The 18979-nt window shown below is 70.2% G+C and carries 14 protein-coding genes; 7 read left to right on the plus strand and 7 right to left on the minus strand.

Annotated elements, in window-relative coordinates:
• Positions 1 to 984 (minus strand): iron-siderophore ABC transporter substrate-binding protein, encoded by a 984-nt coding sequence (locus IE325_RS30570; RefSeq protein ID WP_190073330.1) that lies wholly within the window; start codon positions 982 to 984, stop codon positions 1 to 3.
• The gene (locus IE325_RS30575; protein WP_190073331.1) at positions 981 to 1808 is read right to left on the minus strand and encodes an ABC transporter ATP-binding protein; all 828 of its coding nucleotides are present in this window, start codon (positions 1806 to 1808) and stop codon (positions 981 to 983) included. Before IE325_RS30575 ends, IE325_RS30570 begins: the two co-directional genes overlap by 4 nt.
• Positions 1809 to 2083: 275 nt before the next feature.
• On the opposite strand from IE325_RS30575, the gene IE325_RS30580 reads away from it, so the two are divergent.
• From IE325_RS30580 to IE325_RS30595, 4 genes are all read left to right on the plus strand, one after another.
• The gene (locus tag IE325_RS30580) at positions 2084 to 4912 is read left to right on the plus strand and encodes a SpoIIE family protein phosphatase (protein ID WP_373315247.1); all 2829 of its coding nucleotides are present in this window, start codon (positions 2084 to 2086) and stop codon (positions 4910 to 4912) included.
• Positions 4913 to 4978: 66 nt separating this feature from the next.
• On the plus strand, positions 4979 to 6484 hold the full coding sequence (locus IE325_RS30585; protein WP_190073333.1) for a sugar ABC transporter ATP-binding protein: 1506 nt from the start codon (positions 4979 to 4981) through the stop codon (positions 6482 to 6484).
• Positions 6481 to 7482 carry an ABC transporter permease gene (locus tag IE325_RS30590; RefSeq protein ID WP_190073334.1) on the plus strand — a complete coding sequence of 334 codons (1002 nt, stop codon included), beginning with the start codon at positions 6481 to 6483 and terminating at the stop codon, positions 7480 to 7482. The genes IE325_RS30585 and IE325_RS30590 overlap by 4 nt, the downstream gene beginning before the upstream one ends.
• Before the next feature lie 9 nt (positions 7483 to 7491).
• Positions 7492 to 8634 (plus strand): substrate-binding domain-containing protein, encoded by a 1143-nt coding sequence (locus IE325_RS30595; RefSeq protein WP_190073335.1) that lies wholly within the window; start codon positions 7492 to 7494, stop codon positions 8632 to 8634.
• 7 nt (positions 8635 to 8641) lie between these two features.
• On the opposite strand, the gene IE325_RS30600 is transcribed toward IE325_RS30595, so the two are convergent.
• The 5 genes from IE325_RS30600 to IE325_RS30620 all read right to left on the minus strand — a co-directional run bounded on the left by IE325_RS30600 (position 8642) and on the right by IE325_RS30620 (position 16196).
• Positions 8642 to 12553, minus strand: a complete 3912-nt coding sequence (locus tag IE325_RS30600) for a glycoside hydrolase family 2 TIM barrel-domain containing protein (protein WP_190073336.1) — start codon at positions 12551 to 12553, stop codon at positions 8642 to 8644.
• A 260-nt stretch (positions 12554 to 12813) separates the two neighbouring features.
• The gene (locus IE325_RS30605; protein WP_190073337.1) at positions 12814 to 13662 is read right to left on the minus strand and encodes an ABC transporter permease; all 849 of its coding nucleotides are present in this window, start codon (positions 13660 to 13662) and stop codon (positions 12814 to 12816) included.
• Positions 13659 to 14591, minus strand: a complete 933-nt coding sequence (locus IE325_RS30610) for an ABC transporter ATP-binding protein (RefSeq protein WP_190073338.1) — start codon at positions 14589 to 14591, stop codon at positions 13659 to 13661. The genes IE325_RS30605 and IE325_RS30610 overlap by 4 nt, the downstream gene beginning before the upstream one ends.
• Positions 14592 to 14805: 214 nt before the next feature.
• Positions 14806 to 15657 carry a DUF4097 family beta strand repeat-containing protein gene (locus IE325_RS30615; protein WP_190073339.1) on the minus strand — a complete coding sequence of 284 codons (852 nt, stop codon included), beginning with the start codon at positions 15655 to 15657 and terminating at the stop codon, positions 14806 to 14808.
• Positions 15658 to 15695: 38 nt separating this feature from the next.
• Positions 15696 to 16196, minus strand: a complete 501-nt coding sequence (locus IE325_RS30620) for a hypothetical protein (RefSeq protein ID WP_229912123.1) — start codon at positions 16194 to 16196, stop codon at positions 15696 to 15698.
• Positions 16197 to 16473: 277 nt separating this feature from the next.
• Here IE325_RS30620 and IE325_RS30625 point away from each other — a divergent pair, with 277 nt between their 5' ends.
• From IE325_RS30625 to IE325_RS30635, 3 genes are all read left to right on the plus strand, one after another.
• Complete coding sequence (locus IE325_RS30625; protein ID WP_190073341.1) at positions 16474 to 16983, plus strand: hypothetical protein; 510 nt, start codon at positions 16474 to 16476, stop codon at positions 16981 to 16983.
• Positions 16984 to 17627: 644 nt separating this feature from the next.
• On the plus strand, positions 17628 to 18311 hold the full coding sequence (locus tag IE325_RS30630) for an LmbU family transcriptional regulator (protein WP_190073342.1): 684 nt from the start codon (positions 17628 to 17630) through the stop codon (positions 18309 to 18311).
• 342 nt (positions 18312 to 18653) lie between these two features.
• On the plus strand, positions 18654 to 18979 hold a 326-nt coding region (locus IE325_RS30635; RefSeq protein ID WP_190073343.1), incomplete at its 3' end, for an amino acid kinase family protein.

The following is an 18979-nucleotide window of genomic DNA, read 5'->3' on the forward strand; positions in this document are numbered from 1 at the left end:
TTACTTCGTCAACGCCTCGACTACGGAGTCGATGTACCGGTTCATCGACTCGGGGCCGCCGAACATCCAGATGCCGTCGGGCAGTCGGTGGACGTGGCCCTGCTTCACGAACGGCAGGGAGGTCCACACCTTGTCCTTGGTGAGGGCGGCGGTGAAGGGGGTGCTGCTCTGGTCGTCGTCGTTGCCGATGTAGGCGAACCGCACGTCATCACTGAGCTTGGTGAGCCCCTCGACATCGGTGGTGCCGAGCCCGTAGTCCTTGTCGCCCTTGACCGACCAGTCGTTCTTCAGGCCGAGTTCCTCGTTGACCGCGCCGATGAGGGAGCCGCCGGTGAAGGGCCGGATGGAGATCTGGTTGGAGATGTCGTAGCCGTCGGCGAAGGCGTACTTGGCGCCGCCGAGACCGGCGTCCGCGAGGGCCTTCCTGCCTTCGGCGACCTTCGTGTCGAAGTCCTTCTTCAGCCGCGCGGCCCGCTCGGTGGTGCCGGTGGCCTGGGCGAGCAGGTCGAGGTTCTTGTTCATCTGCCCGATCGGGTCGGCGGCGTCGGCGGACCGCACCTCCACGACCGGGGCGACCTTGCGCAGCTGCTTGACGGCGGCCGGGGGCAGGTCGGTGCTGGCGACGATGAGGTCGGGGGCGAGGGCCGCGACGGTGTCCATGCTGGGCTCGCCGCGGGTGCCGATGTCCTTGGGCTCGTTCTTGAGTGGGACCGCCTTGTCCCAGGTCTTGTAGCCCTTGACGTCGGCGACACCGACCGGGTCGACGCCGAGCGACACCAGCAGCTCGACCTCGTGCCACTCGGTTCCGACGACCTTCTTGGCCGGGCCGTCGAGCTTCACCTTCGCGCCGGAGGCGTCGGTGAGGGTGATGGCCTGGCCGGCCTTCTTGTCCGCGTCGCCACCGCTGTCGGCGGCGGGCTCGGTGGTACCGCAGGCGGTGAGGGCGAGTGCCGCTGCGGTTGCGGCCATGATCAGGCGTCTCATGAGGGTGTGCCGAGCCTTTCGCTTCGCGAGTGGTGTCGGCCGATCGCGCGGGTGCGCAGTCGGCCCGTCAGGGGGTCGGTGCCGACCTCGATGCGGATGCCGTAGACGTCGGTAAGCCGCTGGGCGGTCAGTACGTCCTTGGGGAGGCCGTCCGCGACGATCCGCCCTTCGTGCAGCAGCACGATGCGGTCGGCGAGGGCCGCGGCCTGGTCGAGGTCGTGCAGGACCGCGCCGACCGCGATGCCGTGGTCGTCGGCCAGGTCCCGGACGAGGTCGAGGAGCTCGACCTGGTAGCGCAGATCGAGGTAGGTCGTGGGTTCGTCGAGGAGCAGTACGCCGGTCTGCTGGGCGAGGCAGCCGGCCAGCCAGACCCGCTGGAGCTGGCCCCCCGAGAGGTGCTCGGCGCCGCGTTCGGCGAGTTCGGAGACGCCGGTCATGGCGAGCGCGCGGTCCACGGCGGCGGGGCCGTCCGGGTCCGCTCTGCCCCAGCGGCCGCGGTACGGGTAGCGGCCGAACTCGACGACGTCCCGCACGGTCAGTCCGCCGGGCGTGGGGCGGCCCTGTGTCAGCAGCGCCACGCGGCGCGAGAACTCACGGGGAGTCAGGGCCAGGCCGTCGCTGCCGTCGACGACGAGGGTGGCGGTCCGGGGCCGTTGCAGTCGCGCGAGCGTCCGCAGGAGCGTCGACTTCCCACTGCCGTTCGGCCCGACGAGCACGGTCACCTCGCCCGGCCGCAGGGTCACGGACGCGTCATGCACGACGTCGACACCGTCGTAGGCGACGGTGACGCCTGTGGCGGACAGTTCATGACCGCGGGCGCTCACCGCCGCGGAGCTCTCTTGACTTGCTGATCCCACTGACACGGGACAAAGGTTAGCCTAACCTAATTACTTGCCAGCGCTCAGGTAAGCCTTAAGCCTTACCGTGCTCACCGCCCGACGCTTGAGGCGGCCGGGTGACGGTCACGGCGCGTAAGGAATCTTGCGATCCGTGACTCACGCCACCAATTGCCCGTATTCTCGTCAATGCCAGATTCTTCCGAAAAGCGCATGGTCGAGTGCGAGTGAGGCGAAGCGTGGTTCGTGTCGGCGACGAGTCGATGTCGACGGGGCCTGCGGCAGGCGGCACGGGGCCCGCCCGCTTTCGCGAGCTTTTCCTGCAGGGTGAGCCGGTAGATCTGGGAGTGCGTCCGTCGATCCTGGGGTCCTGGCAGCGATCCCGGGCCCTGGGCCTGTCGCCGGACCAGTCCGACCTTCCGTTCCGGGCGGATTTCGAGCCGGACGGGCGGATCGTGCGCGCCGCCGCGCCGGTGCTCGACCGGTTGCAGTCCAGGTTCGACGGCAGCGAGATGAACATCTCCGTCGCCGATGCGAGCGGCACGGTCCTGCTGCGCCGTTTCGGCAAGGATTCGCTGGCCAGGAGCCTTCCGGCGTTCCAGAGCGTCCCGGGGTTCGTGTTCGCCGAGCGGGTCGCCGGCACCAATGGCATCGGTCTCGCGCTGGCGGAGCGACAGCTCATCCGCGTCTACGGTGCCGAGCATTTCGCCGAGCGCTCCCAGCGCAGCGCCTGCCGCGCGCTGCCCCTGCGCGACCCGCTCAGCGGGCGCATCGAGGGCGTGCTGTGCTTCGGCTATCCGCGTGACGCCGAGGACCCGGCTCTGGACACCGTGATCCGCAAGGCGGCCGCGATCATCGAGCGGCGCCTGCTGGGGCTGAGCTCCGAGCGGGAGCGTGCGCTGCTGGGGGCGTACCTGGAGGCCGGGGCGGGCCCGCACCGTTTCGTCGGCGTGGACGAACTGGCCGCGGACCTGCACCCGGGCGAGCGGGCCCTGCTGCTGGAGAGGGCCGCCGAGCTGATCTCCCGCGCCCAGCGCGGCGCCGTCGACGTGCCGCTGCCCGACGGCCGGCGGATCACGCTGGTGAGCCGTGCGATGACCGGCGCCGGCGGGGTGGAGGGCTTCGCCGTCGAGGCCGTGCTCCCGGCCCCCGAGCCAGACGTGGCCCGCACCATCCCGCACCAGGTCGAGGAGCCGCTGGGCCTCTCCCCCGAACCCGAGCCCACGCCCGCCCTCGCCACCCAGCCCGAAGCCCACGGCGCCGCGCGGTCCTGGACCGAACCCGGCCGACGCGTCGCCCGACGATCCAGGACCGATCTCGACCTGCCCGACACCCCACAACCCGAGACCGAGCCCGGCACCGAACCCGACCGACACACCACCCCACCCCCCACCCGACGCCTCCTCCTGGTCGGCGAACCCCACGTCGGCACATACGCCCTGGCCGCCCGCCGCCGCCTGGAGCTGCTCTCCGACGCCGGCACCCGCATCGGCACCACCCTCGACGTCCGCCGCACCGCCCAGGAACTCGCCGAGATCGCCGTACCGCGACTGGCCGACTACGTCACCATCGACCTCCCCGAGCCCGTACTGCGCGGCGAGGAGTCCACCGACCCCCGAGGCGACCTGCACCGCACAGTCGTCCACGGCATCCGCGACGACTGCCCCTTCCACCCCGTCGGCAAGCGCATCGAGTACGGTCCGACCACCCCTCACCTGCGGTGCCTGACCACCGGGCAGGCCGTGCTGGAACCGGATCTGAGTGCCGCCCGGGGCTGGCTCGCCCAGGACCCCGAGCACTCCGCACAGCTGCTGAGCCGGGTCCGCTCCCTCATCGCCGTGCCCCTGGTGGCCCGCGGTGTCGTGCTGGGCGTCGCCGCGTTCTATCGCGCCGAGGAGCCCTTCGAGGACGACGACCGCTCCCTGGCCCAGGAACTCGCCGCCCGTGCCGCGCTCTCGATCGACAACGCCCGGCGCTACACCCGCGAGCGGACCATGTCCCTGGCCCTCCAGCACAACCTGCTCCCGCAGGGTCTGCCCGACCAGAACGCCGTCGACGTCGCCCATCGCTACCTGCCCGCCGAATCCGACGTCGGCGGCGACTGGTACGACGTCATCCCCCTGTCGGGCAGCCGCGTCGGCCTCTTCGTCGGCGACGTCGTCGGCCACGGCATGCTCTCCGCCGCCACCATGGGCCGGCTGCGCACCGCCGCACGGAGCTTCGCCGAGCTCGACTTCCCGCCGGACGACGTCCTCACCCACCTCGACAACCTCGTGGGCCGCCTGGACCGGGAGGACCCCGCCTCCGACGGCGGCGGCATCATCGGCGCGACCTGTCTGTACGCCATCTACGACCCGACCTCGCAGCAGTGCACCATGGCCCGCGCCGGCCATCCGCCGCCCGCGCTGGTCCGCCCCGACGGCACGGTGTCGTTCCCCGACCTGCCCCCCGGGCCCCCGCTCGGCCTCGGCGGCCTGCCCTTCGAGGCGGTCACCCTCCCCCTCCCCGAGGACAGCCGGCTGGTCCTCTACACCGACGGACTCATCGAGGACCGCACCCGGGACGTCGACGTGGTCCTGGACCAGCTGCGCGACGCGCTGGCCCACGCGGACCGCACCCCGGAGGAGATCTGCCGGACGGTCCTGGACACCGTCGCGCCCCTCGGCCGCTACGACGACATCGCCCTCCTCGTCGCCCGTACCCACGCCCTCGCCCCCGACCGCATCGCCACCTGGGAACTCCCCGCCGACCCGGCCGTCGTCCGCGAGATCCGCGCCTCGGCCATGCGGCAACTCGCCGACTGGGGCCTCGACGAAGCCGCGTTCGCCGCGGAACTGATGCTCAGCGAGCTGGTCACCAACGCCATCCGGCACGGCACCGGACCCATCCGGGTGCGGCTGCTCCATGACCGCACCCTGATCTGCGAGGTCGCCGACACCAGCGACACGGCCCCCCATCTGCGCCGGGCCGCCACCACCGACGAGGGCGGCCGCGGCCTCTTCCTCGTCGCGCAGCTGTCCCAGAGCTGGGGGACGCGCTACACCTCCGAGGGCAAGGTCATCTGGGCGGAATGCGGACTCCAGGGCGGGTGATCCGCCCACCGACGCACCGGGCACAAATGGTCGATATATGTATATACATACCGTTAGTATCGCCTCGTGGCCGTGCAACCTCTGGTCCGTGTCCGTGGGCTCGCCAAGCGGTTCGGTGGGACCGTCGCGCTGGCCGGAGTCGACCTCGATGTCCAGGCCGGCGGTGTCCTAGCCCTCCTCGGTCCCAACGGAGCCGGCAAGTCCACGCTCATCAAGGTGCTGGCGGGCGTCCACCACGCCGACGCGGGACAGGTCACGGTCGACGGGCACCCGCTCGGCAGTCATGACGCCGCCCGCGCCATGTCCTTCATCCACCAGGACCTCGGTCTGGTGGAGTGGATGACGGTCGCCGAGAACATCGCCCTGGGCACCGGATATCCGCGCCGCGCCGGACTGATCTCCTGGCGGCGGGCCCGGGAGCACTGCGCCGAGGCCCTGCGGACCGTCGCGGCACAGCTCGATCCCGACGCGCCGATCGCCGGGCTCGCCCCGGCCGAGCGTTCCCTGGTCGCCATCGCCCGCGCCCTGGCGACCCGGGCGAGGCTCATCGTCCTCGACGAGCCGACGGCCCGCCTCCCCGCCGCGGACTGCGCCCGGCTGTTCCGCGCCCTGCACGCGCTGCGCGACCGCGGGCACGGCATCCTCTACGTCACGCACCGCCTGGACGAGGTGTACGAGGTCGCCGACACCTTCGTCGTCCTGCGCGACGGCCGTGTCGTCAGCCAGGGCCCGCTGGCGGACGTCACCCCGGCCCGCCTCGTGCACGACATCACCGGCGGCGCACCGACGGCCCGCCCCCGCACCCCGGCGCCCGCCGAAGGCCCGCCCGTCCTGACCCTCGACGGCGCACGGACCGCCGGAGCCGGACCGGTCGACCTCGAACTCAGCGCCGGTGAGGTCGTGGGCCTGGTCGGTCTCACCGGCGCGGGGCACACGGAGCTGGGCCGAGCCCTCGCAGGTGCCCGGCCCCAACTGGACCGGCCGGCTCTCCTCGGCGATCGCCCCTATCACCCTCGTACAGTCGCCGAGGCGGTCGCTCGCGGCGTCGCGCTCGTTCCGGGTGACCGCCAACTGGAGGGCTGTCTGGCCGAGTTGACGGTACGGGAGAACCTCCTGGCCAACCCTCACGCGGGCGGTCCGCCGACGCCGTACTGGATCGGTCCGCGGCGAGAACGCGCCGAGGCGACCGCCCTGATCGACCGTTTCTCGGTGCGCCCCCGCGACACCGAGGCCGCCATCGCCACCCTGTCCGGCGGCAATCAGCAGAAGGTCATGATCGGACGGTGGCTGCGGGTGGGCCTGCGCCTGCTGGTCCTGGAGGAGCCGACAGCGAGCGTCGACGTCGGCGCCAAGGCCGCGATCCACCGGCTGCTGGACGAGGCGCTGGCCGCCGGTCTCGCGGTGCTGCTCGTCTCCACCGACTTCGAGGAGGTCGCGGACGTCTGCCGGCGGGCCCTGGTCTTCGTGCGCGGGTCCGTCACGGCGGAGTTGAGCGGTCCGTCCCTCACCGTCGCCGAACTGACCCGGGCGGCCTCGACGCCGCCTCCGGCCGGAACAGCGACCGAGCGGTGACCGGCAGGCTGCGGGGCTCGGCCGCACACCTCCTCGGTGCCTACGGCCTTCTCGCCCTCACCGCCCTGCTCTACCTGGTCTTCTCCCTCACCCTGCCGCGTACCTTCCCGACCCTGGACACCCTCGACTCGATCCTCTCCACCCAGTCGATCCCGGCGGTGCTCGCGCTCGCCGCCACGGTCCCCATCGTCACCGGCGCCTTCGACCTCTCCATCGGCTACGGCCTCGGCCTGGCGCACGTCATGGTGATGCAGCTCGTCGTCAACAACGGGTGGCCCTGGCCGCTCGCCTGTCTCACGGTGATCGTCGGGGGCGGTGTCGTCGGCGTCCTCAATGGCGTCATCGTCGAGTTCGGCCGTATCGACTCGTTCATCGCCACGCTCGGGACCGGCAGCATGATGTACGCCGTCACCGGCTGGATCACCGACGGCGGCCGCATCGTCCCCGGCCCCCAGGGCCTCCCGGCCGCGTTCACCGACGTCTACAACTCCAAGTTCCTCGGCCTCCCCGTCCCCGCCTTCTATGTGCTCGCGCTCGCCGTCGCCCTCTGGCTGGTGCTGGAGCGGCTGCCGCTCGGGCGCTATCTGTACGTCGTCGGTTCGAACCCGCGCGCCGCCGATCTCCTGGGCGTCCCGGTCCGCAAGTACACGGTGTACGCCTTCGCCACCTCGGGGCTGCTCGTCGGTTTCGCCGGGGTGCTGCTTGCGGCCCAGCAGCAGATCGGCAACCCGAGTGTCGGCCTCGACTATCTGCTGCCCGCGTTCGTCGGTGCCCTGCTCGGCTCCACCGCGATCAAGCCCGGCCGCCCCAATGCCATGGGCACCCTCGTCGCCGTCACCGTCCTCGCCGTGGGCCTCACCGGCATCGGTCAGATGGGCGCCGACTTCTGGACGGTCCCCCTGTTCCACGGCGCCACGCTGCTGCTCGCCGTAGGGCTCGCGGGGTACGCGTCACGCCGCCGCACGCGCGCCGGCGCCCCGTCCACCGCATCCCCGTGAGGAGGTTCCATGCACCGCCGTCGCAAGGCCAGTCACCTCACCGCCGTCCTGCTGGCCGCGGCAACCGTCCTGGCCGGCTGTGAGCGTGGCTCGTCCGGAGGACAGGGCGACTCCAGCTTCGGCCCGAGCGGGTGCCCTGCCGCCCATGCCAGGGCGGAGGATGCCGTCGGGCGGGCGCAGCGGCGCGACGTCCCGTGGAACGGGCCGACCAGTGGCCCGAGGGCCGTCGCCGACCGGAGCATCGTCTATGTCGCGCAGACCATGACCAATCCCGGGGTCGCAGGCGCCGCGGAGGGTGTGCGGGACGCCGTGCGGGTCATCGGCTGGAACGTCCGGGTGATCGACGGCGGTGGCACGCCCGCGGGCATCCAGGCGGCCATGAGCGAGGCCGTCGCCCTCAGACCGGCGGGCATCGTCATCGGCGGCTTCGACCCCAACTCGACCTCGCAGCAGGTGGCACGGGCGAACGCGGCCCGTATCCCGCTCATCGGCTGGCACGCGGTCGCCGCACCGGGACCCAGCCGACGCCCCCAGCTGTTCACCAACGTCACGACCGATGTGGAGGACGTGGCGAGGGTCAGCGCGCAATGGGTGATCGCACAGTCCCACGGCAATGCGGGCGTCGTGGTCTTCACCGACGCCTCGATCCCGTTCGCCAGGAACAAGTCGGAGCTGATCAGGGAGCAACTCGCCACCTGCGCGGGCGTGGAGCTGCTGGCGTACGCGAACATCCCGATCCCGGACGCGAGCAGCCGTACGCCCCGTGAGGTCTCCTCGTTCCTCTCCCGCTTCCAGAACAGCTGGACGCATTCCGTCGCCATCAACGACCTGTACTTCGCCGATGCCGCACCGGCCTTCCGCGCGGCCGGTCGCAAGGGGGCCGGGCCGCCCTTCAACATCGGCGCGGGCGACGGCGACCCCTCCGCCTTCCAGCGCATCAACAGCGAGCAGTACCAGGCGGCCACCGTCCCCGAGCCGCTGTCGCTACAGGGCTGGCAGATCGTGGACGAGTTCAACCGCGCGTTCTCCGGCCTCCCCGCCAGCGGCTATGTGGCTCCCGTTCACATCAGCACGGCCGACAACAGTGAGGGCGCGACGACATGGGACCCGGAGGGCTACCGGGAGGCGTACCGGAGAATCTGGGGCAAGTAAGGTCCCGTCACTCGACGTCCGTGGGCCTCCTCGACGCCGCCATCGCCTCGTCCACGTCCCTCAGCGGGCGCAGGCGGTAGGTGTAGGAGTAGTCGCGGTTGGCGAACAGCTTGTACTCGTCGTGCGTGTGGGCGCCCCAGCTGTTGTCGCCGCCGACGCCCATCTGCCGGTGGCTGAGCCGCAGGACGACCTCGTCGCGCGGCGTCAACTGGTAGTCGTGCCGCGCGCCCACCGACAGGTCCTCCGGTGTGAAGTGCGAGGCGCTGACATCGAGGAGCGGCTCACCGGAGACCAGCAGCCCGGCACCGTGGCCGCCGGTCAGCGCCGCCCAGCGGACGTCGGTCTTGTTGCCGTTCTCCTGCGGGCGGATATAGGGCTCCCACTGGCCGGAGACGGTCCCGGAGTAACAGCCCACGTCGGTGCCGTTGTTGCGGTCCCAGTGGTTCTCCTCGGGGCCGCGACCGTAGTAGTGCAGTCGGTTCAGGCGGCCGGGCAGGAAGAGCAGGGTGCCGACCTCGGGGATGTAGGGCAGGGAGGACGCGCCCGGGTGCAGGGTGTTGTCGACCTTGATCTCGCCGTTGCCGAAGACCGTGTAGGTGGTGGTGTACGACGACTCGGTGGTGGTCGGCAGGGTGCCGCCGACCTTGATCTCGACGGCCCTGTCCCGCAGCGCGCGGACGGTGACGTCGGTGACCTTGCGCCGGGTGCCGGCGTCACGCCAGGTCTGGTTGCGGGTGTGCTGGCCGTTGCCCTTGTCGTTGTCGGTGGGCGCCCGCCAGAAGTTCGGTGCGGGGCCGGAGGAGATCAGCTGGGCGCCGCCGGCCTTGTAGGAGGTGATGACGCCCGTCTTCTTGTCCACGGTGACGGCGAAGCCGCGGCCGGAGACGGAGACCGCGCCGTCGGTTTCCTCGTACGTCAGTGCCGGAACGCGGTCCAGCGGGACCGGAGTCACCGCCGGGCTGCCCGCCTCGACGGGGAGTTGCTGCTTGGCGACCTCGAAGCCGACCCGGGCCCATTTCGTCGTCTCCTTCGTGGCGAAGGACAGCTCCAGGAAGTACTCCGTGCCCGGCGCCGGCCTGCCCGGCACCTTGAAGGGCACGGTGATCTCCCCGCTGGACAGCGGCTCGACATCGAGCTGCGTGCGGCTCAGCCTTCCGCGCTGCACCACCTCGCCGTCGGCGACGAGGGCCCAACGCCCCTCGAACTCACGGAGGTTGGTGAACAGGTTCTCGTTGATGAGCTTCACCGCCGCGCCGGGGGCGAGCCGGTCGCCGGAGGCCGGTGCGGCGTTGATCGCCTGGTAGATCCGCTTGATCTCGGCGGCCTTGCCGGTGTGCCGGCGGTCGGCGGTGATGATGCCGTCCGCGACGAAGTTGAAGTCGTTGGGGTTGTCGCCCCAGTCGCCGCCGTACGCGAAGAAGGTCTTCTGGCTCGGCCGCTTCTCGGTGAGGGCGACCGTCGCCGCGTCGAACCAGAACCGCACGCCGTCGTCACCGGGACCGCGGCCGTCGGAGGCCAGTTCGCCGACGCTCAGGGCGCGGGCGTACACGCGTGCTCGCCGGATGGTGCCGCTGAACTCACGGCTGGGGTTGTCCATGTCGGTGGCGAGCGCGAGGGAGGCGGTGTTGCGGGCGGGCTTCTGGGTGGTGGTGCGGGTGGCCTTCGCCTCGCCGTCGACATAGAGGGTGAGCCTGCCCGCGTCCGCGTCGAAGACGCCCGCGACATGGTGCTCGGTGCCGGTCCAGCCGTCGGGGAGCGCCCAGTTCACGGTGATCCACTGGCCGCCGCCGTAGATGAAGAACTCGAGGTTCTTGTCGCTCTGCTTCAGGGCGTACTGGGTGTCGCCCTTGGCGATGATCGGCTGGTGGTAGCCGAGGACGTGCGGGGTGATCCACGCCTCCAGGGTCAGGGAGCCGGTGAGGTCGAGGCTCGCGTCGCGGGCGAAGACCGTGCCGCCGAAGATGCCCTTGGCGCGGTCGAAGGAGCCACTGGGGGCCATGATCTCGCCGCGCAGGCCGGCGGGTCCGGCGTCCGTGAACTGCTTGCGGGTCGGGGTGGGCCAGCTCAGGGCCTGGTCCATGAAGTCCCAGATCCAGCCGCCCTGGAGGACGTCGTAGCGGCGCACGAGGTCCCAGTACTTCTTGAAGTTGCCGTTGGAGTTCCCCATCGCGTGGGAGTACTCGATCATGACGTACGGCCGGGTGTCGGCGGTGTCCTTGGCCCGGGACTCGACGCGCGAGGGGCTGTCGTACATCTCCGAGCGGATGTCGCTGATCGTCGGGCGGTCGTCGCCCTCGTACTGGACGACGCGCGTGGTGTCGTACGACTTGATCCAGTCGTGCATGGCGACGAATGTGCTGCCGGCGCCCGCCTCGTTGCCGAGCGACCAGATGACGACCGAGGCGTGGTTCTTGTCGCGGTGGACCATGTTCTGCGCGCGGTCGACGCAGGCCTTGGTCCAGTCGGCGTGGTTGCCCGGGTACTCGCCGCGGATGCCGTGGGTCTCGAGGTTGGTCTCGTCGACGAGGTAGAGGCCGTACTCGTCGGCGAGTTCGAGCCACTGCGGGTTGTTGGGGTAGTGCGACGTGCGGACGCTGTTGATGTTCATCCGCTTGATGATCTCGATGTCCTGGACCAGGTCCGCGCGGGTGAGGGCGATGCCGCGGTCGGGGTGCATCTCGTGCCGGTTGGTGCCGCGGAAGGAGACGGGCTTGCCGTTGATGCGCATCAGGCCGTCCTTGAGCGCGAACTCGCGCAGGCCGACGCGGTGGGACAGGGTCTCGATCAGCTTTCCGGCCGGATCGCGGAGTTGGAGGACGGCCGTGTAGAGGTACGGGTGCTCGGCCGACCAGAGCTTCGGCGCGGGGACGGCCTTCTCGGCCTGTACGGTCACGTCCTCGCCGACGGCGCCCACGTCGACGCGCTGTTGCAGGGGGCGGGACCAGACCGCGTGTCCGTGCGCGTCGTACAACTGCGTCTCGACCGTGTACCGTCTGCCGTCGCCACCGCCGTAGGCGCGCACACTCGCGGTGACCGACAGGGCGGCCGCCTGGTAACCGTCGCTCAGCGGGGTGTCCAGCTTGAAGTCGCGCAGGTGCACGGCCGGGGTGGAGTACAGATAGACCGAGCGGAAGATGCCGCTCAGCCGGATCATGTCCTGGTCCTCCAGCCAGTCGCCGTCGGAGTAGCGGTAGACCTCGACGGCGATCTGGTTGGTGCCGGGCTTGAGGTGCTCGGTGATGTCGTACTCGGCGGGGGTGAAGGAGTCCTCCTTGTAGCCCACCAACTCGCCGTTGATCCACACGTAGTGGGCGGACTTGACGCCTTCGAAGTGCAGGAAGGTCCGCCGCCCCTTCCAGTCCCGCGGGACCGTGAAGGTTCTTCTGTACTGGCCGACGGGGTTGTAGCGGGTGGGGGCGTTCGGCGGCTGCGGCTCCTCGCCCAGGCCATTGGGGCCCCACCAGGGGTAGTCGATGTTGACGTAGATCGGATAGTCGTAGCCGTGCATCTGCCACACGGACGGGACGGGGATGGTGTCCCAGTCCCGGTCGTCGACGTCGGTGCGGTAGAAGTCGGCGTCCCGGTCGTCGGGGCGGTCGGCGTAGGCGAACTTCCATCTGCCGTCGAGGCTCAGGCGATACGGGGAGCGGGTGCGGTCGGCGTCCAGTGCCTGTCTGACGTCCGCGTACGGCATGAGGGTGGTGTGCGGGGGCTGGGTGCCGATGCTGAAGACGTCGATATGGCCGTTCCACTCCGGGGTGTTCGCCGCCGCGCCGTCGGCCGCGTGCGCCGGGGCGGTCGATCCGGAGACGGCGAGCGCGCCGAGCAGGGCGGCTCCCCCCTCCAGCAGGCGGCGGCGACTGACCGGCATGCCCGGCGAGCGCGACGGGCCGGCGGGGGACGCGGGAGAGAGCGGCATTGACGAGGGCCTTCCTCGGGACGACGGTGCGCGGCACGGCTGCGAAGGTGCGTCAGTTCCTGTGTGGTGCTGTTGGGAAACCGAACGCACACTAGGTTGTGAACACAGGCGAAGCAATGATCCTGTCGAACTTTGTGTGTTCCTGGTGGGTGCGACCCTCGTCGTTGGCCGGATTCCGTATGTGCCCTCCTCACGGCAACAGGCCTGTCCCGGTACCGGGACAGGCCTGTGCGGGGTGCGGGAATCGCCGTCGCGTGCGCTCAGCCGACGCGCTGCAGGGCCTTCTCGCGACGCTCGGCGACCGTGGAGCCCGACTCCCGGCGGGCCATGCGGCGCAGCACGATCGGGGCGAGCACCAGACCTAGGACGGCCCAGGCGCCGAGGACACCGATGGTCTCCAGATGGCGCCAGGAGTCGCCGATCTCGACGGTGACCGCGCTGTCCGGCAACAGCGCGGACCGCATGCCGAGGCCGAGCCAGTAGACGGGGAAGATCTGCGCGAACCACTGCACCCAGTCCGGCAGTGAGGTGACGGGGTAGAAGATGCCGGACGTGGCGATCATCGCCATCATCGGCAGCATGATCAGCCCCTGGCTGCGGGTGCTGGCGAAGATGGAGCCGAGTACGGCTCCGATCGGCAGGGTCGCGACCAGTCCGAGCGCCAGCACCCAGATCAGGGTCAGCCAGGCGTCCGCGCTGCCCACGGAGAGGCCGGGGACGATGAGCAGACCGGGGATCAGGAAGATGGCGAGGTCGACGATCAGACCGAACGACACGAAGACGATCTTGCCGGTGAAGTAGCCGGCCATGCCGTTCGGGGTCGCCTTCGCCCGCAGCAGCGTGCCGTCCTCCCTTTCCGCGGTGAGGAGTTGGCTCATGGTGACCATGGCCATCGCGGAGTTCATGCCGAGGATGCTCGGCAGGACGAGGGTGCCCAGTTCGAACCCGGTGTCGCCGAACGACACGTCGCGCACGAAGTAGGTGACGATCAGCATCAGCACGGGCCACAGGAAGTGGTTGAGGAGGTCGCCCGCGTTGGTCAGCGACTGCCGCAGCTCGATCAGTCCGCGGGACCAGCCCGCGCGCAGCGCCGTCGTGGTCGGGTTCATCGGTGCACCTCACGCGACTCGTTCACCGGCGCGGCCTCGTCCTGCCCGGACTCCGCCTGCCGTACCAGGGAGAGATAGGTGTCCTCCAGCGAGGCGCGGCGGACCTCCAGGTCCGCTATGTCCTCGCCGTACTGCTGGAACAACTCATGGACGAACTTGGTGGATTCGGAGGTCGAGTGCCGGTGGTGGCGGCCTTCGTGGGTCCAGCGGACCTCGTCCTCACCTGCGATGCGGTGGGCCAGTTCCTCCGCGGTGCCGTCCGCGATGATGCGTCCGCCGTCCAGGATCATGATCCGGTCGGAGAGCTTCTCGGCCTCGTACAGATCGTGGGTGGTGAGCACGATCGTGGTGTCCTGCTGGGCCGCGAGGCTCTCCACCAGGTCGTGGAACTCCCGCCGGGCGACGGGGTCGAGACCGGCGGTGGGCTCGTCCAGGAACAGCAGTTCCGGGCGGCCCACGAGGCCGACGGCCACATCGAGACGGCGGCGCTGTCCGCCGGAGAGCATCCGCACCTTCTTGTCGGCGTGGGCGGTCAGTCCGACGGCCGCGACGAGTTCGTCGGCGTTCCAGGGCCGGCGCACCCGGTCGGTGGAGTAGGGGGCGTAGTACCGGCCGAGGTGGGCGAGGAGCTCGCGCACCCGCCAGCGGCCGTGGTCGCGCCAGGACTGCAGGACGACGCCCACCCGGGCCCGCCAGCGTTCATCGGCGTGCGCCGGATCGGTGCCGAGCACCTCGATCCGGCCGGCCGACCGCATGCGGAAGCCCTCAAGGATCTCCAGGGTCGTGGTCTTGCCCGCCCCGTTCGGTCCGAGCAGGCAGACCACTTCGCCGTGGTGCACCCGTAGGTTGACGTCCCTCAGGACCTCCGTCGAGCCGTAGCGCATGCGCAGGCCTTCGACGTCGAGGACGACCTCGTCGCGCGTAGTCATAGCTGTTCCCTCGTCTTCGGACCCGGCCCTCGGCGGGCCGTACGGCTGGGGTGGTGGCGGGGGTGTGGCTGGGGGTGCGGCCCGGAAACCGCCGGGGGATGTACGGTTTCCGGGCCGCGGTCGGGCCGCCGGCGGGCCGTTCGGTTGCCCCGCCCAACGGCGGCCGTGGCTCGTTCCGGCGTGGTCTGGAAGGACTCGGCGTCGCCCGGCTCGCTCATGGGGCGCGCCGGATGACGATGTCGCCGTCGAGGGTGCGGGCGCGCACCTCGACGATCCGGTCGCTGTGCGACGGGCCGTCCACGCCCGGCAGTTGGTTGTGGACGCTGCCGGACACGGTGCTGAGGTCGAGCTTGGCGGCGGTGCCCGCGCAGATGCCGACGTCGATCTGTGCGGAGGCGGCCGTGATCTCGACCGAGCCGCGGGTGACCTCGCCGATCCGGACGGCGCCGTGCACCGTCTTGACCTCGACGCTGTCGTGCGGGCGGTCCACGCGGAAGTCGGCGTGCATCCCGGTCAGGCGCAGACTGCCGGTGATCTCGCCGATGCGGACCTCACCCATGTCGTTGGAGACGGTCGCGGTGCCGTCGATCTCGTCGACATGGATCGCTCCCGAGCCGGTGCCGATCTTGGCGTCGCCCTCCACGTGGGTCACGGTGATCTCACCGCTGGACGTGGACAGATGCACCGGGCCGGTCCGGTCGAGGTGCAGATCGCCCTCGGCGACCTCCAGACGGCACTCGCCGAGCACGCCCTGGCTGCGCAGGGCGCCCCAGGCCACGCTGCCGCGCACGGTCGAACCCGCGGGCACCTCGATCGTCACGTCGATGGAGCCGCCGTGCGGTGGGAGGCCGGAACTGCCGCGCAGCGACGGCCCCTTGACCACCAGCTTGCCGCGGCTGTAGTCGACCTTGGCCTGTTCGGCGGCCCGGACGTCGGCCGTCTTGGCGGGGTTGCTGGGGCGCACCTCGACCACGGTGTCGAGGCGCTTGCCCGCGCTGATCAGGACCTCGCCCGTGGTGACAGCGATACGGGCCGAGATCGGTTCCGGGGTGTCGAACGTGGCCATGCCGGACCTCCGTGGTGAGTCGGTGGGACGCACGGTGGTTACCGCACCCAACCGGTGTAGTTCTGCCGCTCGGACGGTGCGCGCCGCGCGGTGCGGCGGGCGCCGCTGTCGAGCGTGATGGTGGCGGCCCTGACGAGCCATGCGTTGACCGAGAGCCCCTCGCGGCCCGCGGCTTCTTCTATCCGGGCCTTGAGCGGCCCGGGCGGACGGAAGTTGATGCGTGCCGGGGTGCCCTGGCCGTCGCCGGCCGGTGGTTCGGCACCGATGTCGAACAGTGGTCCGAACTCCGGTTCGGCCGGCGCCGCCAGCACCACGAAGCCCGGATCGCCGCCGCGCAGCCGGATGTCGACCGCGCCCGGGACGAGCTCCCTGGAGATCTCGTCGGCGGCGGCCGACAGCGCGCTGAGCAGCGTGAGCCGGACCGACGCCTCGAGTGGCGCCACCAGACGCTCCGCGGGTCCGAGGACCTCCATGCCGACCGCCTCGGCCGCCGCGAGGAACTCGCGACGGAGGCTGTCGACGTAGGGCGTCAAGTTCATAGCGCCATCGTGGCACATCGATGGCGCCATACACAAGTGGCTCTCAACCGAAAGAAATCCCAAGGGAGATCGGCGTCCCCGTCACCCCCTCCGACGAGGCACTTCTCCGGCAGTTGCGCCATAGTGGCGCAACGATGGCCGGGGAGATCGGCCGCCCCGGGCGGGTGCCGGCGGTGACCGGCGGCGCCCCTTTCCGGAGCCACTCGATCCATGTCGCGCAGGTCACGGCGATGGACATCGCTTGCGCATGGCGCCATCCCAGTGTGAGGATGGCGCCGTGGAACTCACGCGGTATGTCGAGGAATTGCGCCAGAAACTCCTGGTCGCGGCCGATGTGGGCGACGACAGGGCCCGCGAGGCCGCCGAGCGCCTCGTCACTCCGCTCTCCTCCGCCGCGCGCCTGGTCATGCTCGAAGCGCTGTCGGCAGCCACGGACGAGATCACCCGGGAGCTCGCACCCGGCGCGGTCGAGATCCGACTCAGGGGGCTCGACCCCCATTTCGTCGTCACCCCGGCGCCGGCCGACTCGGCCGCGGAATCCGGCTTCGAGCATGCCCACCGGCTCCCGCTGCCACCCCCGGCACCTCTCACGCCGGGCGCGGTGGGCAGCGACGACCGCACCACGTCCCGCATCAACTTCCGGCCCCCGGAGCACCTCAAGGCCCGTATCGAGGAGGCCGCCGGCCGGGACGGACTATCGGTGAACGCCTGGCTCGTCCGGGCGGTGTCCGCGATGCTCGAGTACGACGACCGCACCCGCGGCCCCGAGCGGCAGGCGCACGCCTGAGGTCCGTACGGTCCGGAATACCCGAGGCGTCGGACTCGTGCCGCCATGGCGCCGATTGAGGGTATTTCTCTCTCCTTACCGCCCAACAAGGCCCTTTCGCCCTAGAGGTAATTCACCCGTTCAAAGTTGCGGAATAAAGCATTCCGCAGGTTTGCTCCGGGCTGCCTGGAACGGCGCCATATGGATTGCAAAAATTGGCACCCAATGGCGCCACCTCCTTGAACCAGGAAGCAAACTAGGGTTCTACTAGGAAACGCCGTTCGAAGCAGCCGGATCGTTCCGCCACTTCGACGGTGACATCTGCCATGACTAGGGGGACTAGTGGTCGAGGCTAACGGGGCGAGTTGTCGAACGTATCTCTTCCGGTGCCGGCCGGGGGCGCTCAGCGCTGCGCCGGCGGACATGCCGTAGGGCGAGGGTTCCGACCGCCGACGGCGGCGAACCGATTCGGCTGAGGGCTGCGGAGCCCGGTGCGGCCGACTGGGGGCAGTCGAGCCGATCCACCGGCACATCACCCGCACGCGATGTGGCCGGTCACGCCGTCGTCCCATGGACATGACTCCCCGAGAGACATGGTGTTCCGCCTGTTCAGGAGCGGCTAGCGATGTCCTCGTCCGCTCGATGTACGTTCACATGGAGACACGATGACCAATCAGGCCAGCGGCCTCGACGACTCCAAGGTCGTGCAGTTCCGCAAGAAACCGGCCGCTGCGGCACGGCACCGAAGGCTCAACGCCGACGAGGTACGCAGCCAGGTGCTGACGACCAAGGTGGGCCTGCAGATACCCGGCGGCCTGACCTTCGACGACTGGGAGCGGGCCGGACGCCAGCTGTCCGGGATCCTCAATTCCTCGTCCTGGTGGCTGGGTGACTGGCTCGTCTACGGCAAGGACCACTACGGCGACCGCTATCAGCGCGGCATCCGGGCGGCGGGGCTGCAGTACCAGACCCTGCGCAACTACGCCTGGGTCTCGCGGCGCTTCGAGATGGACCGCAGGCGCCCGGCACTGAGCTTCCAGCACCACGCCGAGCTCGCCTCCTTACCCACCGAGGAACAGGATCGGTGGCTCGACCGCGCCGAACAGATGAAGTGGACGACGAAGCAGCTGCGCGGGGCCATCCGCATGGCCTGCGAGAACGGCACGACCGACGGGGAATCGGCCGAGCCCACTCGCAAGCTCGCGGTGCCCGGCAACCGGCTGCAGTGGTGGCACAAAGCGGCGGAGCAGTCGGGCATCGACTTCGAGGAGTGGGTGCTCGCCACCCTCGACAACGCTGCAGAGCGCGCGCTCAAGGAGTCGCAGGCGAAGGCCGACATCAGCGCCTGAGCCACCGTGCCGGGACCCGCATGCACCCCTCATGCGTGCGGGTCCCGGTCCGCATCGGGCGCCCATTCACCTTCCGTTTCGCGGTCCGGCATTACCTGTACGGACATTTGGGATTCTCCCCTTTTCTGATCCTTTTCCGATCCGGGACATACCACCGAATCACTGTCCTGTCGACGGGACATGACCGGTAACCGGCCCTGACTCTACTCGCAAGTAACACTCCCGCGAATTGGTGTCATGCCGCCGGACACACCTCGCGAATAAATGCGGGAATTCCGGCAGAAAAAGCGAGCAGCGACAGCTGCCGAATCATCCTGCCCATTTCACCGAAGGAGCCAAACCGTGCCCATCGCGGCGGCGACAGCCTCACCCAAGGCGCAGATCCTCATCGAGGCGTTGCCGTGGCTGGTGCGGCACAACGGCAAGACGGTCGTCATCAAGTTCGGTGGCAACGCGATGGTCGACGAGGAGCTGAAGGCCGCCTTCGCTCAGGACGTCGTCTTCCTGCATCACGCCGGGCTGAAGCCGGTGGTGGTGCACGGCGGCGGCCCGCAGATCAGTGCCGCGCTGGACAAGCACGGCATCGTGAGTGAGTTCAAGGCCGGGTTGCGGGTGACCACCGAGGACGCCATGGACGTCGTACGGATGGTGCTGGCCGGGCAGGTGCA

The sequence above is a fragment of the Streptomyces lanatus genome, assembly GCF_014655715.1.
GTDB lineage: Bacteria > Actinomycetota > Actinomycetes > Streptomycetales > Streptomycetaceae > Streptomyces > Streptomyces lanatus.

Excerpts from the sequence above, each read along its gene's own strand:
- IE325_RS30570 (WP_190073330.1), bottom strand. The coding sequence starts at position 984 with ATGAGACGCCTGATCATGGCCGCAACCGCAGCGGCACTCGCCCTCACC.
- IE325_RS30580 (WP_373315247.1), top strand. The coding sequence starts at position 2,084 with ATGTCGACGGGGCCTGCGGCAGGCGGCACGGGGCCCGCCCGCTTTCGC.
- IE325_RS30595 (WP_190073335.1), top strand. The coding sequence starts at position 7,492 with ATGCACCGCCGTCGCAAGGCCAGTCACCTCACCGCCGTCCTGCTGGCC.
- IE325_RS30600 (WP_190073336.1), bottom strand. The coding sequence starts at position 12,553 with ATGCCGCTCTCTCCCGCGTCCCCCGCCGGCCCGTCGCGCTCGCCGGGC.
- IE325_RS30605 (WP_190073337.1), bottom strand. The coding sequence starts at position 13,662 with ATGAACCCGACCACGACGGCGCTGCGCGCGGGCTGGTCCCGCGGACTG.
- IE325_RS30610 (WP_190073338.1), bottom strand. The coding sequence starts at position 14,591 with ATGACTACGCGCGACGAGGTCGTCCTCGACGTCGAAGGCCTGCGCATG.
- IE325_RS30615 (WP_190073339.1), bottom strand. The coding sequence starts at position 15,657 with ATGGCCACGTTCGACACCCCGGAACCGATCTCGGCCCGTATCGCTGTC.
- IE325_RS30620 (WP_229912123.1), bottom strand. The coding sequence starts at position 16,196 with ATGAACTTGACGCCCTACGTCGACAGCCTCCGTCGCGAGTTCCTCGCG.
- IE325_RS30630 (WP_190073342.1), top strand. The coding sequence starts at position 17,628 with ATGACCAATCAGGCCAGCGGCCTCGACGACTCCAAGGTCGTGCAGTTC.